The organism is Psychrobacter pulmonis (genome assembly GCF_904846465.1).
GTDB classification, from domain to species: domain Bacteria; phylum Pseudomonadota; class Gammaproteobacteria; order Pseudomonadales; family Moraxellaceae; genus Psychrobacter; species Psychrobacter faecalis.
This window is the reverse complement of record NZ_CAJHAT010000001.1, coordinates 657751-674738: the sequence shown is the minus strand read 5'-3', so window position 1 is coordinate 674738 and position 16988 is coordinate 657751. Positions and strand designations below refer to the sequence as shown.

14 protein-coding genes are annotated in these 16988 nt (G+C 43.8%); 8 read left to right on the top strand and 6 right to left on the bottom strand.

Annotation, left to right across the window (positions count from 1 at the left end):
- Positions 1-7: 7 nt before the first annotated feature.
- The 6 genes from ftsH (at position 8) to JMX70_RS02845 (ending at position 6789) form a co-directional block, all read left to right on the top strand.
- On the top strand, positions 8-1903 hold the full coding sequence (gene ftsH, locus JMX70_RS02870) for an ATP-dependent zinc metalloprotease FtsH (RefSeq protein WP_068403805.1): 1896 nt from the start codon (positions 8-10) through the stop codon (positions 1901-1903).
- A gap of 191 nt (positions 1904-2094) precedes the next feature.
- Complete coding sequence (gene folP, locus JMX70_RS02865; RefSeq protein WP_201589390.1) at positions 2095-2991, top strand: dihydropteroate synthase; 897 nt, start codon at positions 2095-2097, stop codon at positions 2989-2991.
- Between the two features lie 171 nt (positions 2992-3162).
- Positions 3163-3456 carry an FAD assembly factor SdhE gene (locus tag JMX70_RS02860; protein WP_068403808.1) on the top strand — a complete coding sequence of 98 codons (294 nt, stop codon included), beginning with the start codon at positions 3163-3165 and terminating at the stop codon, positions 3454-3456.
- Positions 3457-3538: 82 nt separating this feature from the next.
- Positions 3539-3997 (top strand): protein YgfX, encoded by a 459-nt coding sequence (locus JMX70_RS02855; protein ID WP_201589388.1) that lies wholly within the window; start codon positions 3539-3541, stop codon positions 3995-3997.
- 295 nt (positions 3998-4292) lie between these two features.
- Entirely contained in the window at positions 4293-5006 is a 714-nt protein-coding gene (locus JMX70_RS02850) for a YidB family protein (protein ID WP_201589386.1), read from the top strand.
- A 325-nt stretch (positions 5007-5331) separates the two neighbouring features.
- A complete protein-coding gene (locus tag JMX70_RS02845) occupies positions 5332-6789 on the top strand; it encodes an anion permease (RefSeq protein WP_201589384.1) in 1458 nt (485 codons plus the stop codon).
- Positions 6790-6838: 49 nt separating this feature from the next.
- Here JMX70_RS02845 and JMX70_RS02840 read toward each other — a convergent pair whose 3' ends face one another.
- The 3 genes from JMX70_RS02840 to trmB form a co-directional block, all read right to left on the bottom strand.
- Positions 6839-7909 (bottom strand): regulatory protein RecX, encoded by a 1071-nt coding sequence (locus JMX70_RS02840; protein WP_201589382.1) that lies wholly within the window; start codon positions 7907-7909, stop codon positions 6839-6841.
- A 40-nt stretch (positions 7910-7949) separates the two neighbouring features.
- A complete protein-coding gene (gene recA / locus JMX70_RS02835) occupies positions 7950-9008 on the bottom strand; it encodes a recombinase RecA (protein ID WP_191691025.1) in 1059 nt (352 codons plus the stop codon).
- Positions 9009-10100: 1092 nt separating this feature from the next.
- Positions 10101-10916 (bottom strand): tRNA (guanosine(46)-N7)-methyltransferase TrmB, encoded by an 816-nt coding sequence (gene trmB, locus JMX70_RS02830; RefSeq protein WP_227671158.1) that lies wholly within the window; start codon positions 10914-10916, stop codon positions 10101-10103.
- 391 nt (positions 10917-11307) lie between these two features.
- On the opposite strand from trmB, the gene JMX70_RS02825 reads away from it, so the two are divergent.
- Positions 11308-12237 carry a DUF2628 domain-containing protein gene (locus tag JMX70_RS02825; protein ID WP_201589380.1) on the top strand — a complete coding sequence of 310 codons (930 nt, stop codon included), beginning with the start codon at positions 11308-11310 and terminating at the stop codon, positions 12235-12237.
- A gap of 24 nt (positions 12238-12261) precedes the next feature.
- Here the strand turns inward: JMX70_RS02825 and JMX70_RS02820 are convergent, their stop codons facing one another.
- Together JMX70_RS02820 and JMX70_RS02815 are read right to left on the bottom strand one after the other, a co-directional pair.
- Positions 12262-14148 (bottom strand): monovalent cation:proton antiporter-2 (CPA2) family protein, encoded by a 1887-nt coding sequence (locus JMX70_RS02820; protein ID WP_201589377.1) that lies wholly within the window; start codon positions 14146-14148, stop codon positions 12262-12264.
- 75 nt (positions 14149-14223) lie between these two features.
- Complete coding sequence (locus JMX70_RS02815; RefSeq protein WP_201589374.1) at positions 14224-14928, bottom strand: hypothetical protein; 705 nt, start codon at positions 14926-14928, stop codon at positions 14224-14226.
- Between the two features lie 179 nt (positions 14929-15107).
- Between JMX70_RS02815 and JMX70_RS02810 the strand changes: the two genes are divergently transcribed.
- Complete coding sequence (locus JMX70_RS02810; protein ID WP_191691032.1) at positions 15108-15422, top strand: hypothetical protein; 315 nt, start codon at positions 15108-15110, stop codon at positions 15420-15422.
- A 164-nt stretch (positions 15423-15586) separates the two neighbouring features.
- Here JMX70_RS02810 and JMX70_RS02805 read toward each other — a convergent pair whose 3' ends face one another.
- The gene (locus JMX70_RS02805) at positions 15587-16792 is read right to left on the bottom strand and encodes a cation diffusion facilitator family transporter (RefSeq protein ID WP_201589371.1); all 1206 of its coding nucleotides are present in this window, start codon (positions 16790-16792) and stop codon (positions 15587-15589) included.
- Positions 16793-16988 lie beyond the last annotated feature (196 nt).

Genomic DNA, 16988 nt, shown 5'->3' with positions numbered 1-16988 from the left:
ATAACTAGTGAGCGACATGGTAAAAAATACCTTATTGTGGCTGGTGGTGATCGGTGTTTTAGTGCTGGTGTTTAGCGGCTTTGACAAATCATCTGAGCCGGATAATCTTAACTACTCGGAGTTCGTGACCGCCGTGTCAGAAAACCAAGTAGCCAGTGTTGAAATCGATGGCGAGCAAATCACCGGCGAGAAGAAAAATGGTTCATCATTTGAGACCATTCGTCCAGCTGTGACTGATGATCAGCTAATGCCACTATTGCGCGAAAACCAAGTTGAAGTGCAAGGCACCGCGCCTAAGCGTCAAAGTGTTTTGATGCAACTGCTAATAGCCAGTTTCCCAATTTTATTGATTATTGGTCTGTTTTTATTCTTTATGCGTAATATGCAGGGCGGCGCTGGTGGCAAAGGCGGCGGTCCAATGAGCTTTGGTAAATCAAAAGCTAAAATGCTGACTGAAGACCAAATCAAGGTCAACTTTGATGACGTTGCTGGCTGTGAAGAAGCCAAAGAAGAAGTCGTCGAGGTTGTTGAGTTTTTACGCGACCCTGATAAATTTACTAAGCTTGGCGCGACGATTCCACGTGGTATCTTGATGGTTGGTCCTCCAGGTACGGGTAAAACACTATTGGCAAGAGCCATTGCTGGTGAAGCCAAAGTACCTTTCTTCTCGATTTCAGGTTCTGACTTCGTTGAAATGTTCGTCGGTGTTGGTGCCTCACGTGTACGTGATATGTTTGAACAAGCGAAGAAGAGTGCGCCTTGTATTATCTTTATTGATGAGATTGATGCAGTCGGTCGTCATCGTGGCTCTGGTATGGGCGGCGGTAATGATGAGCGTGAGCAGACATTGAACCAATTATTGGTTGAAATGGATGGTTTTGAAGGTAACGAAGGCGTTATCGTGATTGCGGCAACTAACCGTGCAGATGTCCTTGATAAAGCACTATTGCGCCCAGGTCGTTTTGACCGTCAGGTGCAAGTAGGTCTGCCCGATATCAAAGGTCGCGAGCAAATCCTTAAAGTGCATCTACGCAAATTACCGAACACGATTGGTGTTGATGCGCATGCATTGGCTCGTGGTACGCCAGGATTTAGTGGTGCGCAGCTCGCCAACCTTGTTAACGAAGCAGCGCTATTTGCTGCCCGTCGTAACAAACGTAGCGTTGATATGAATGACTTTGAAGACGCAAAAGACAAGCTATATATGGGTCCTGAGCGCAAATCTATGGTTATCCGTGAAGAAGAGCGCCGCGCGACAGCCTATCATGAAGCGGGTCATGCGCTAGTTGCTGAACTATTACCCGGTACTGATCCTGTTCATAAAGTGACGATTATGCCGCGTGGCTTTGCCCTTGGTGTGACTTGGCAGCTACCTGAGCATGATCAGACCAGCATGTATAAATCGAAAATGCTTAACGATATTGCGATATTGTTTGGTGGACGTATTGCTGAAGAAGTCTTTATCAATCAAATGTCAACGGGCGCTTCAAACGACTTTGAACGTGCGACCAAAATGGCACGCGCGATGGTAACCAAATATGGTATGTCAGATGCGCTAGGCATCATGGTTTACGAAGACGATGATAGCTCACAGGGTTACTTTGGTGGCGGTGGTCGGACGATTTCGGAAGCCACACAGCAAAAAGTTGATGAAGAAGTACGCCGTATGCTGGAAGAGCAATACGATATCGCCCGCGAATTGATTGAAGGCAATCAAGACAAAATGCATGCGATGGTAGATGCGCTGATGAAATGGGAAACCATTGACCGCGATCAGTTGCAGGATATTTTGGCAGGTGAAGAGCCTCGTCCGCCAAGAGTTTATCAGCCTAATGAAGTAGATTTATCGAAAACTGATATTAAACCGACGAACTCTACACCGCCGCCATTACCAGCGATGTAGTTTCTCGTTTATTACAATCTCATAGATAGTCGATAAAAAGCCCTTTTTGATAAAGGGCTTTTTTGTGGGCGTCATTTGACGAAGGCTTTAGGACGGAATAAGATTTGCTGCTATCATGGACGTTTATAATCTTAAACAGTGTAAATACCGCTAACACAATTCTGTAAAATACAATTTATAATGGATAAGTTATGTCATTATTCCAGCCTTTACCCAGCTATAAAGTAACGAGCCGCGATAAAACTTTAGATTTATCACAGCCGCATGTTATGGGGATCTTAAACGTCACACCTGATTCTTTTTCTGATGGCGGGCAGTTTACTGCGATTGATAGCGCCATCACTCACGCTAAAGACATGATAGGCGCGGGTGCAACCATTATTGATATTGGCGGTGAGTCTACGCGGCCCAATGCCGCTGCTGTGTCTACCGAAGAAGAAGTGCAGCGTGTCGTGCCAGTCGTCAAAGCAATCCGGCAGCAACTTGGTGATGGAGTTTGGTTGTCTATAGACACCAGTAATCCTATCGTTATGCAGGCAGCGTTTGAAGCAGGCGCTGATATTTGGAATGACGTCCGCGCGCTGAAGCGTGAAGGCGCAGCAGAGATGGCAGCTAAGCTTGATGTTCCTGTCATGCTGATGCACATGCGCGGTGAGCCTACGACGATGAACAATCTTGCTCAGTATGATGATGTGATTAAAGAAGTCAGTACCGAGCTAACAGCGCGTATCGTTGAAGTGACAAACGCGGGCGTCAAGCGCGAAAAAATCATTATCGATCCAGGTTTTGGCTTTGCAAAAAACTATGAGCATCATTGTGCGTTATTAAGTCAGCTCGAACGTCTGCAAACGCTCGGATTGCCAATGATGTTTGGTATTTCACGTAAGCGTTTTTTAGCTGAAGTATTAAGCAAAAGCGGAGTCGAAGCGCTTGCCAATACTCAAGCGTTAGAGCGTGACGCGGTAGGAACGGCGGCGGGGATTTTTGCACTACAACAGGGCGCTAGTATTATCCGCACCCATAATGTCGCTATGATGCAGCAAGCGGTGACGCTATGGCAGCAATTATCGGCTTATAATCAAAGCTGATAGGTTATTAATAGCTTTTTATAAGCTGGCTGTTGCTAGATTGCCTTTTATAGACGTTATCTTTATAAATGATGCCTTTATAAGTACGGCTGACTCTTATTATTTATTAACCTTACTATTTATTTAACGTATATTTAGTTAAATGCCATTTAAACCTATGGGAATATTTTTATGACGATTAGCAATCAACCAGAGCCAAACAAGCAACCAGAACCCACCCTCGAGCAACGCCGCATTATTTATCAAGCACGCCGCGGATTAAAAGAATTGGACTTTTATATTGACCCCTATATTAAAGAGTTATATTTAACCGCTGACCCGAGTGAACAGGCGACTTTCGCAGAAATGCTGACCCATGAAGATCCAGATTTATTGGATTATTTTACCAACCAAAGCCGTCCAGAAAATGCAGCGATATGGGATTTGGTTAATAAAATTAAAACATGGCGTCATAGTAAAAGTTAAACGTAACCATTGAAGTTTTTTCAAAGTACCAACCTTTTAGATAGAAGTTCTGAATACATAAAATCCTGCTTGGATGCTAACGATGACATTGCTAAGCTCCTTACGTATTGACGCGCCTATCAAACCTATGAGCCGTATACGTTTGATATTTTATCTGGTGTTAGCAACTGCGCTGCTGACATTGGCAGCGCTTGCGTCATTGGCGTTGTGGCAGTATGTACTCATATTGATTGTAAGTGCCGCTACCGTAAGCTATTTAGCGCTATCGCGACCGATTTTACTGCATCTAAGCCAGCCGCCCTTAAATAAGAGCATGTATCAACATTGGCAACTACTGATGCGAAGCAGTCGCGGCGATAACTTGTGGCAAGCTGAGTTGATCGCAATCAGCAGCTATTCTTGGGTGATATGCTTTAAATTTATTGTCAAAGAGCCTTATCAGCGCCCTTTAGCAGTCGCGATATTTCGGGATCAAGTCGACGCCGAGCAATGGCGCAAATTGTCTGTTTTAGCCAATAGCGTTTCTGCCAAAACTGCGTAAATAAAGACCACGCGTTAAGAAAATAATACAAGTAGCGTCATCTATATGGTGCAATTCTTTATATATCTTTTCCTACCTCTCATTTCATCCTTTCAATCACTAACATGCCGCTACATGCCATAACAAAACGTCTATCTAGGCTAAGTAAAAGTTTTGCTATAGTGGAGATAAACGTCAAACTCTTATTTGTCTTATTATTTAAGGATTTGCTCTAGTATGTGGCGAGAATTTATTTAAATGAGTAAATTAAATCAGATATTTGACGATACATTATTTATAATAAAAGGACGATATCATGAGCTTATTAGGAAACTTAGTCAGCCAAGTGGCGCGCAGTGCGATGGACCCAGAGGATAGACAACGCAACCCGGTCAACCAACGTATTAATCCACGCCGCACCGGTGGTTTAGGCGATATATTGGGCAGTGTATTAGGTGGTGGCACCCAGCCAAGTGGCTACAATCCACAGCAGTATGAGCGCCGCAGTGATAATGGTTTTGGTTTAGATGACATCATCGGCGGGCTTACGGGCGCAAACCAGCGCGGCGGTATGAGTGCAGGCGCGGGTGGACTTGGCGATATTCTAGGCGGTGTACTTGGCGGTCAGACGACAAGAGGTGGCTTTGGCGGTAAAGGTATGCTGATCGCCGCATTGATGCCGATGGTACTCAGCTGGATTAAGCGCAATGGTGGTTTGAGTGGCGCTTTATCAAAAATCACTGGCATGGGTTACGAGAATCAAGCGCGTTCTTGGATGAGTAACCAAGAAGTCAATGATAACCTTGATCCTAATGAGATCACGCGTTTATTTGATGAAAGTGAGATTCAGCAGGTAGCGGCGCATACCGGCGCAAATGAGATGGAAGTCCGCCAAGGTCTGGCTGAGCTACTGCCTGAGGTTATGAACCAATTAACGCCAAATGGCAATTTGGAAAATGAGCCAGAAGCCAATGAAGAGATTGACCAAATTATCACTCAGTTATCAAATCGTTTAGGCACATTAAAGTAAAATAATTGTCCTTTATAAATCTTCCTTTCCGTCATTAAGAAAAGAGTGCATATACATGCGCTCTTTTTTTGTTTTAGCTTAGCAAAAATACTTACATTCTAACGCGATAAGGGCGCAGAGTTTTCTATGTGAGTTGAGTGCTAAAAAAATAGATATGTTAAGAACCGTGACTAAAGTCGCTAAGAAGATTCAAAAAATTTATGATAACGGTATAATTTATTTAAGGCTACTTCATAGCTTTGCATGTTATTACCCAGTTTCTTTAAAAAGCTTTATATAAAGTCATGCGATATAAAGGTATAAGTATTTTACAAGGATATTACTCATGCCATTTAAGCCTATCCAAGCAGCAATTGCCATCTTAGTTGGTTTGATTATCTGGTTTGTGATTCCTGTACCAAATGGAGTAACACCAGAAGCGTGGCATATGCTGGCCTTATTCATCGCCACCATTGTTGCCATTATCGGTAAAGTCTTGCCCATCGGGGCGATTGCCATTATCGCCGTTATGTTGGTGGCGCTGACTGGGGTGACTAATGACAGTCCAAAAGACGCCATCGCTGATGCCTTATCGAGCTATTCAAGTCCACTGATTTGGCTCATCGGTATTGCGGTGATGATATCGCGAGGACTTATAAAAACGGGTTTGGGGCGGCGTATTGCTTATTACTTCATCTCAATATTTGGAAAAAAGACCATTGGCGTTGCTTACTCGTTGAGCGCAGCGGAGCTGATGATAGCGCCGATTACCCCTTCTAATACCGCTCGTGGTGGCGGGATTATTCACCCCATTATGCGGTCAATTGCGCAAAGCTTTCATTCAACGCCAGAAGAGGGCACGCAAAATAAAATTGGCCGTTATTTAGCGATGGTGAATTATCACGCCAACCCGATTACATCCGGTATGTTTATTACCGCCACCGCGCCAAACCCACTGGTGGTAGATTTGATCAATAAAGCCACAGGGAGTGAGATTCAGCTGTCATGGACGACGTGGGCAGTGGCGATGTTTATACCGGGGATGCTGTGTTTATTATTGATGCCGTTGGTTATTTATCTGATTTATCCGCCCGATGTCAAAGTCACCCCAGATGCCAAACAGTTTGCTAAAGACAATCTAAGCGAGATGGGGCAGGTGAGCACGCAGGAAAAAATCATGTTGGGTGTCTTTGCCTTGATGCTGATATTGTGGGCCAATATTCCAGCACTAATCTTTGGTGAACAATTAAGTGTCGATGCGACAACCACTGCTTTTATCGGTTTGACGGCGCTCATACTGACAGGCGTATTAACATGGGATGACGTGCTTAAAGAAAAATCAGCATGGGATACCATTGTATGGTTTGGGGCACTGATTATGATGGCGTCTTACCTCAATAAATTAGGCTTGGTTAGCTGGTTCTCAAGCAACATCGAATCAATGATTGGCGTAATAGGCGTAGGCTGGATCGGCGCTGTGGTGATTTTAACATTGGTTTATTTGTATATTCATTACTTTTTTGCCAGTACCACCGCCCATATTACCGCCTTGTTTGCTGCTTTTTATGCCGTAGGGTTAAGCCTAGGCGCGCCGCCAATGTTATATGCGCTTATTTTAGCAGCAGCAGGCAATATCATGATGACGTTGACCCATTATGCAACAGGTACGGCGCCGGTTATTTTTAACTCGGGCTATGTGACCCTAGGAGAGTGGTGGATTATCGGCGCCATCATGAGTGTGGTCAATCTTGTGGTATGGATAGGCGCAGGTTTGATTTGGTGGAAACTGCTTGGTTATTATTGATAAATAGACTGACAATATTATGAATCATCGATGAGTTTGCTCAAATTGGTTAGAAGCGCTCATTTAAGGTATCTAACGTATAATTTAACGCCTCAAAGCAGATATCGGTATTAAAACCGCGGTATTGCAAAAATCGTAGCTGGCGAGCCTTGTCTTTTTGCTCAGTTGGGATGTCATCGCCATATTTTTTGGTACGGGCGGTGACCGCAAGTTTTAGCCAATCGACGCCTTCGACTAAGTTATCGGTATCCTCATCGATAAATTCACTAAATTCTTCCGATTCGGCATTGGCCATGTCGATCAGCTCATCAATATTGCCAGGCATGGCTATCTTTTTATGATAGAACTCTTGCTTAATACGAGCGCGTCCGCGTCCTTTACGGATATTTTCTCGTATCAGCATCAGCGTGGTACGATAATCGCTTTGATAGCCTTTTTCTGCAAACTCATCAAGTAGGGCATCGATTTTATCGGGGTCTTGTTCTTTGTCTAGCAGCTTTTGTTTCAGCTCGGCTTTGCCGTATTCACGGCGTGACAAATAATAAAATGCCAACCAGCGCAAACGGCTTTCGGCTTTGATGGCGTCGATATCCGCTTGCCGTTGCTCAGGCGTACGCAAATAGGCTTTAAGCGCTGCAGGTAGGTTGTCTGTTTGATTATTAGCTTGATGGTTTAATTCACTATGACCGTTAGCAATGTTGCTATCTGTATGCTCATTATCTTCGCTATCATGAACATCATGCTTAACCTCGGCAAGTAGCTGTTTAATGCTTTGCGCTTCTGGTGGCTGATAGGAAGGTACGTTATTAGGCTCAGGAATGAAATTTGCCGCTGGATGAAAGCTTTTTTTGCGCTTTTTGTTTTTATAAGATTTTTTATTATAAGAGGAAGAAGAGGCAAGCGAGTCTATATCCGTTATAGCATCGTCCTGTAAAGGTGTTGCTTCTTTTTTTGTATAAGTCGTACGTTTAGCCGTTTTTCTAGGCTTGTCTGGATAGGAGCTCTGAGAATTTTTAGCAGACTCAGAGGATTTGGTAGACTTTTTGGATTTGGCAGGAGTAGCGCTCGCTGAATCGGCTTCCGACTCAGCGAGTATTTCAGCTAAGGTTTTAATTTTCATAATCAATCATGATAGACAATCATATTCTACAAAAAATCTATTATTGCACAGGCTCAGGAGCAAAGTCTTGTTCAGGATCTTCCTCGTCTGGAGCTTTATTAGGGTCGACTACTCCGAGTTTTTCAGCCCGAATTTTAGCTTCGATCTCTTCAGCAATTGCAGGGTTTTCTTTTAAAAACAGTACCGAATTGGCTTTACCTTGGCCGATTTTTTCATCGCCATAGCTGTACCAAGAGCCTGCTTTGCCAACGGCGCCAATCTCAACGCCCAAATCAATCACTTCTGCTAGATGGTTGGTACCTTCACCGTAAGTGATTTCAAATTCAGCTTGGCGGAATGGCGGCGCCATTTTGTTTTTGATGACTTTGACACGGGTTTGGTTACCGATAATATCATCGCCATTTTTCACCGCCCCGATACGGCGGATATCCATACGTACGGACGCATAGAATTTTAGTGCATTACCACCGGTTGTGGTTTCAGGACTACCAAACATAACGCCGATTTTCATACGGATTTGGTTAATAAAGACCACCATGCAGTTCGAGCGTTTGGCATTACCAGTGATTTTACGCAGCGCTTGGCTCATCAAACGTGCCTGCAAGCCCATGTGCGAGTCGCCCATTTCCCCTTCGATTTCTGCTCGCGGGGTCAGCGCCGCGACTGAGTCGATGACAATCATATCAACTGCCCCTGAGCGCACCAACATATCGGTAATCTCAAGTGCTTGCTCACCATTGTCTGGCTGTGACACGAGTAAATCGTCCGTATTTACCCCAAGTTTACGGGCGTAAACTGGGTCAAGGGCATGCTCAGCATCGATAAAGGCACAAACGCCGCCTTGCTTTTGACATTCGGCAATCGCTTGCAAGGTCATGGTGGTTTTACCAGAGCTTTCAGGACCGTAAATCTCAATGATACGACCTTTTGGTAGACCGCCAATACCAAGCGCGATATCTAAACCCAATGAGCCGGTAGAAACCACATCGGCGTCAAGCGTGGCTGACTCGTCACCAAGATGCATAATAGTGTTTTTACCAAATTGCTTTTCAATTTGACCTAATGCCGCTTTGAGGGCTTTGGCTTTATTTTCGTCCATGTAGGACTCCTTGTGAAAAATAATAAATATAAAATGGTTTAGTTATGTAAAACGTGGCTTTTAAAACGATAGGTTTAAAGCGTTTGTTAAATAACGACTTGCTTAGTGAAATCACTCACGACTTTCATCATCAGTAAACGACACATTTGGCAAGTTTGAGGTAGAGGGTTATAGTGGGTTTAAGACAGTGATATCGGCTATATCACCTTACTATACAGTAAAAACGAATCATGATAAAAGCAAAAAAAAGTTCATAAACGCTAATGCTCATTTGCTATAACGATGGCTGTAGGTTTATCTTTGCGATACTGGTCGCGCTATCCTGTGTTATATCGCTATTGTTTAGATAAGACTATTATAACAAATACCAAGCCCAATATTTAGCGTAGTAAGCGGCTAAACGACAGTTAATGTCGCCTATTATTCTACTGATATTATGACGAAGTAGTTATGCTTTGTCCTATATTTCGAACTTAATAACAGGGCTGTTTGTCAATAGTTTTATGAGTTGTCCACAATAAAAAAAGTATTTTTATTTATAGGTTGTGAAACATTGATAGGCTTTAAATTAATTTGAAAAAAATTAGAAATATATTATTTATCTTTCAAATACGTCGTAAGTTACTGATTTATAAAGTTTTTAAAATTGTACAAAAAATGAACGATTTTACCTAACCCTTTAAGCTATCTAAGGAAATGCTTGTCAAGTAGCGACTTATACACAGGGTTATCCACAGCTTATGGGGAGAACTCCGCAAACCCTTATGTTACCGATGTTTGCGCAGACATAAAAACTTAGAGACAGGCGAAATATTAATGATTTCTATTTTTGCAACTTTAAATTTAATAAAAAAATTGTTCTGTTACGCCTATGTTTCACATAATGCCTGCGCCTACAGGGAATTCAATAACAGCCTTGAATGGCTCAACATCTTGAAAACGACATGCAAAGCCTTATATGTCAAGGGCTATGCTAAAAGTAGCAAAATTCAGCTAAAAGCGGAAAAATGAATTGGCATAAAAAAACGGCTAAGTACGTTATTAGTATCTTAGCCGCTATCGTGCAGGAATGCTAGGGTTACGCTACCAAGCCTAATCCTTGATATAGATCAAATCCCAAACGCCGTGTCCGCGCTCTAAACCGCGGCGCTCGAACTTAGTCATTGGACGAAAGTCAGGACGGTCGGTGAAATTACCAGCGCCTGCTTGATTGGTCAGTCCAGCAAAAGCATCTAACACTTCGAGCATCCAAAAGGCGTAATGTTCCCAATCGGTCGCCGTATGGAACCAGCCGCCTTGCTTTAAGCTGCGCGTAACAATCGCCATACGCTCAGGGCTGACAAAGCGGCGTTTGTAGTGGCGCTTTTTTTGCCACGGATCAGGGAAGTAAAGCTGAATGCGGTCGATATGATTTTCTGGTAGCTGCTTGAGCAATTGGATGGCATCACCGTTGATGATTTTGACGTTGGTTAAACCTTGCGTCCCTGCCATATACGCGCATTTACCGATACCTGGCTCATGGACTTCAACACCAACAAAATTGCGCGTCGGCTCTGCGGCGGCCATCTCGATAAACGAATCGCCTAGGCCAAAACCAATCTCTAAAGTCAGCGGCGCATCACTGCCATTCGGGCTATCTGCAAATAACGCGCGTAAATCGTTAATGCCCTCAAGATTGCCATCTCCGAAACTGTTATTGACCAAGTAATGCGCAAACTCTGGCGCAGTCAGTGCTAGCTCGGCATTCTTATTCATGTGCGTACGGCGCTTCATAAAGGTATTAACGATACGAATGTGCTTGTCCGTTGGCTCTTCAGTCTGACTACTGGCATCAGTATCTACATTCACGTTATCAGTATTAACGCTATCAGTATTAATATTAAAAGCGGTTTGCATTTCTGTGTTCATGGTATCAGCGGTATTAGGGTTTTGCGCATCAGTCGTATCGTTACCACTACTATTGATGTCATTGTGCTTAGGATGTTGACTCATAGGATTAACAAAGCTTAATTAAGTAGATAAAGTTGCCTCATTATAAGTGAAATCTTCACCACTGTGAACGCACAATACAGTTTTAGCGCACCCGCCATAACGCTTATAACTTTATAGGCTGTTTGTATATATAGGTTTCATATATATATAGGTTTTCTACGCAGGGCTTTTGGCGTTATCATATAGCCAGCATGTTTTAAAAAGAAGGGTTTAAAAATAACCACTTAATAAGAATCGTTGGATAAAAAAATGATATACAAATCCGCGCGTTAACATTTATGCTTAATAATCAGTAAGGCCTATCACCATGTTATTTATCGAGACGGATTCGCCGCCACCGTTTTATCAAGAACAGCTGAGCGCTGCTAAACGCGAACAACTGGATAAATGGTTTATCAGTCAGCGTAGCCAGTCGTATTATCTTAAACGCTTTAAGGAGTTTGATGAGCAAGGCTACCTGTCGCCTAAATGGCACTGGGCGGCGTTCTTTGTCACCTTTCCTTGGCTGCTGTATCGCAAACGCTATATGGATGCGATTGTATATAGTGTCGCAGGTTGGTCATTTATTCAACTGAATGTGGCGCTGATATTGGTAGCGTTTGAGTTTGTGGCGATGCCTTTTATTGCCGATGCGTATCAGATGGGCATACGTATCGCTATCGCGGCGCTGATTTGGCTGTTTTGGTCGTTTATGGTGGCACGTTGGACGGATGCTTATTATTACCGCATGGCACGGCGCGAGATTGCGGATGCTATCAATGATTATCCGCGCGATGAAGCGGCGCAAAAAGCGCATTTAAAAAAGGAAGGCGGGGTCAGTCTATTTGGCTTGGGCTTAGGCTTTGGATTTTTTGCTTTTGCGTTAATGGTAATAAAGGTACAGTTTTTACCCATTGTCGCTAAGCCTAAAGAAAATGAAGTGTTATTTGATACCTATGATACCGCTAAAACAGCACAAAATCGTGTGGCGCTTAGCTATCGGCAAACAGGACAGTGTCCGCTTAATCTGCCTTTAGATATGGGCACACAGCAAGTCAATATCGCGGTTGATACTAAAGCTGCTGGCGTGACAAACACCGATTGCGCAGTTATCGCTACCATTCAAAACGTCAAATTTCCATTACGTTATTTAAATGAGCAGACGCTGGTTTTTTATCATCTGCCCGATAGCGATAATTGGCGCTGTACAACCTCGCTAAATAAAAGGCAAGCGCCTAAAGGCTGTAGCGAGGATTAATAAACGATAAAACTATAATAGCCGTTAGTTTTTATAGTCAGCGGTCAGATTGTCTTTTTCATCGGCGGGTATGGATTGGCTTTTTAGCGCGTCATAAAAGTCCGTCAAATCCATTTTACGGGCTTTATCGATATCTTCATCAAATAAGCTCTCAAGCTCCGCTATGGCTGATTGTGCCGATTCAATCATACTGGCTTCGTCGTCATAAATCGCTTGCTGGCGCTCGATCAAGTCATCGTCATAATTACGGAAAGTTTGGACAGTCTCGCGCGCTTTTTCTGCTGAGATACCAAGTAGCTGTAATGATTCACGCGACATATCTAAAGACGATAAATAGGTCTCACGCCAAATATGACGGACGCCGACTTCACGCAAACGGTAATAATGCTGGCGGTCACGGGCGCGTGCTAAGACAATCATATCAGGATAGTTTTTACGCAAATATTGAGCGGTGGTAATAGAGCGCTCTACATCGTCGATGGCAAGGATAAAAACGCGTGCTTTTTTGATACCGGCGGCGCGTAGAATCTCGGGGTTTTTTGGATCGCCATAATAGACTTGGTTACCAAATTTACGCACAAAATCAACGCGATTTGCCGAGCGCTCAATCGCTGTAAATTCGATGTTGTGCATGCGCAGCACGCGACCGATAATCTGACCGACACGACCAAAACCAGCAATAATCACCTGATGCTCATCGTCGGGAATGGTATCGTACTCGCGGCTGGGTTTTCTTTTGGCAAAGAGCGGTTCACCGATTTTTTCTAAGAGTAAAAATGCCAGTGGCGTGAGTGCCATGGAGATGGTAACAATAAGGTTTAGGGTGTTGCCAAGCTCAGGACGCAATACATTTTGCGCGCTTGCCACACTGAATAAAACAAAGGCAAATTCACCACCTTGAGCGAGGGTAACTCCCAAACGAATACTGGTCGGCCAGCGATTGCCCGATACTTTTGCAATGGCGGTAATCACCGCAAATTTAATCACCATCAACGCCATAGCGCAGCCGATGATAAAGATAGGCTTTGCTAAGATGAGTTTGACATCGGTGAGCATGCCGACCGACATAAAAAACAGCCCTAACAGCAAGCCTTTAAATGGCTCGATACTGGCTTCTAGCTCATGACGATATTCAGAATCCGCCAGCAATACGCCAGTCAAGAACGCACCCAATGCCATCGATAGGCCAATTTGTCCCATTAAAATAGACACGCCCATGACGATAAATAAAGCGACGGCGGTTAAAAGTTCTGAGGCGCCGCTAGATGCCACAAATTTAAAGAAAGGGCGGATGATATAACGGCTAGCAAAGATAAGTCCGGCAAAAACGGCAAAGACCTTGCCAAAATAAATCAAATCGTAGCTTTGCTCGCGCACCCCTGATAAAAACGGAATGACGGCTAATAAAGGGATAACGGCAATATCTTGGAATAATAAAATGGTAAAGGCTTCACGGCCATGGGTACTAGAAAGCTGCTGTTTCTCTGTTAATATTTGCAGCACAAAAGCAGTCGATGACAGCGCCAGACCAAACCCGACGATAAAAGCGGTATCAAGCGGCAAGGTAAAAAACTGGTGTAACAGCCACATCAATAGCGTGCCTGTCAGACCGACTTGTAAGCCCCCGAGGACAAATATCGAACGCCGTAGCGCCCATAATCGTGAAGGCTGCAACTCAAGACCAATGATAAACAACAGCATGACCACGCCGAACTCGGAAAAGTGCAATAAGCTCTCGGCGTCGCCTGCAACATCTAAACCACTGGGGCCCAATATCAGACCAGTAATCAAATACCCTAACACAGTCGCAATACCGAAACGCTTGCCAAGTGGTACAAACAGCAGCGCTGCCCCCAAGAAAATTGTAGCTTGTAACATCAAGTTTGGTGAGCCGGCGGCGGCAGCGAGCATCTGGAATCCTTAGCGGTAATGATAAAATAAGCAGTAAAACAGTGTAGATCAGTAATCAAAATTTTTGAACATCGTTTATTTTTTACGATAAATCTTCCATACGCCATTGTCTGCCAGCGGATTGCTATAAGCATCGTTACGGCGCTTACGTGGGGTCTGGCGACTATCGACGATTTTAAAATCAGGCAGGGCATGAACGATAAGCCCCGTGCGATAAAAGCGTACGCGCTCAGGCTCTAGCATCTCGCCCTTGGCATCACGGCAAAATACATATGCGCGCAGATCAATAAATTCACGATGCGCCACCAAACGTGCCTCATCATCATTGTCAAATACGGCGCTCATACGGGAGATTTCATCGGCGCTGTAATCGCCACATTTATCGGTCAGCGCCCCGACCGAGCCAAAACTTTTGGATTCTTTGGCGCGGGTCTTGGTCAGATGTAACCTTTGCACATGATAAATAAACTGCGGTATCTCAAGGCTGGCGGGCAAAGGCAAATAGTCGGGTGGTAGATTGGCCGCCGGATAAAATGCCATCGCGCGCTCAAGCAGACTGTGCCAACGCTGCTGATAAGCTTGGACTTCGGCTAAATTGCCTTCATAAATCGGCATATCACGAATTTGCCGCAAAATATCAGGCGGAAACTGCTCATCTCGAAAGCTGGCAATATCTTCTTGCAGCGTCGATAGCAATGCTTTGGCATGCTTTTTACCCTCGCTTGAGATAGGGTCAACAATGTAGCTTGGAGCAACGAAAGGAGCTGAGCGTCTCGACATGGCAGAAAATAATCCAGTAGTGGCAAATTGGGCGTTTCAGCTTTAAGTATACAGAATTTAGATAAAAAATATGGCGACGCGGTTAAATTTCCCATGATTTTTAACATCCTATTACAATGAAAAAAGCCGCCTGATATAAGCTTATTTAAAATTAACTCTCTTTCTTAGGCGCTGTTTTTATGGATAATGGCTCTAAATACTTCCTAAATCATCATAATCGGCGGAGCTTATTAAAAAATATTAGTAGAGTGGTTTTAAAAATTACCGGTGCAGGATTGGCGCTAGTATTTGGATTTTGGTTGCTACTGGCGTCAAATATGGGACCGGTTTATCTGCCACAGTTTATGGACGGCGCGCTAGATTTTTGGATTCGCATGACGCTGTTGGGACTGGGGCTGAGTATTTGGCTCATAACAGCAGTTTGGTTCGTTTGTTTTGTGCTGCGTTATTGCCATTACTTAATAAAGTACTATTTGACAAAACGTCGCTTATAAATGAAACATAAATAGACGACGTTTTAATGGATAGTTGGTTTTAATGGATGGTTAGTTTTAATTGATTGTTATAAGAAGGGCATTGTTTTTGATATGTCGTATCTGGCTTATTAATAGCTAATGTTTAAAGTTTAGTGTCTTAGAAATCTTACCTAAAATCATGCCTAATGGTTGTGACCAATATGACTATTGCTATCAGTCGCCTGCTGGGAGATATCGCAGACTAAGGCGTCGCTATGGGTTTTGGTTTGCGGATGCGCTAAGCTTTCAACCTGAATGGTCGCATGGTGAATATCAAGCTCAAGAAGGCTCTGCTCTAAACTGGCAATCAAGATACTCGATTCATAAATACTCATTTCACCATCGACGACCACGTGACACGATAGGGCGTTGAGACCGCTGGTGATACTCCAAACATGTAGGTCATGGATTTTTTGAACTTGTGGATGGGTAAGTAGTTTATCTTCGACCTCTACCAGCGATATGCCTTCTGGTGTGCCTTCCATCAAGATATGTACCGAATCACGTACCACGCGATAACCACTAAATAAAATCAATATGGCGACAATGACCGACGCTGCAGCATCTGCCCAAACCCAGCCAAAGCTCATCATCAAAAGCGCGGCAACGATAGCGGCAACCGAACCCATTAAGTCACTTAATACGTGCAAATAAGCACTTTGCATATTTAAATTAACTGGTGCTTTAGCTTCAGCTTGTCCATCTTGCTGTACATGATTGTCGCCATGGCTATGACTATGTGCATGCCCATGCGTATCAGTGCCGCGACTGCCGCGATGCATCAGCCAAGCGACCACAATATTGACCAGCATACCAATGGTCGCAACAATAAGCATCCCTTGGGTCGCAATCTCAGGTGGCGAGTTAAAGCGTTTAATCGCCTCATAAAAAATCATGATGGCAATAATAACCAGCGTTGCACCATTGACCGTCGCCACCAAAATCTCAAAGCGTTTATAGCCAAAGGTTTTTTGATGGGTGGCGGCTTTTTCACCAATTTTAAAGGCCATTAACGTCGCGCCAAGCGCTACCGCGTCACTGAGCATATGACCAGCATCAGACAGCAGCGCCAAACTACCCGTGAGCCAGCCGCCAATGGCTTCGACAAACATATAGCCTGTAATGATGATAAAGCTAAACAGCAAAGTGCGCTGATAACCCTTGGTGTCGCGCGGTGCAACCGTCTCTTCTAGATGCTCATCGTGGTCATGATGGTGTTGATTATCCTTGGTATACCTGTCTTGAATATTACTATTATCTGCATGATTTTGAGCATGTTTATGGGTATCAATCGCCGCATTCTGATAAGAATGGTCATGTTGCTTAGATTTCGGGCGCTCTTGATTCATAACAATACTCGGGATAATAAAAGGTGAAATAGAGGGTTTATAAAGCTTTAATTGCTTATAAAGTTGGACTTGCTGTTCATAACCAGACAGTTATAGAGAATTTAGCACATTTACTAAAGGCTTGCTGTATCTAGGCAGTAAACGATATAAGGCGAATTTTGGCTAGCGTTCTTTATTGACAGCAATATATAGAGAG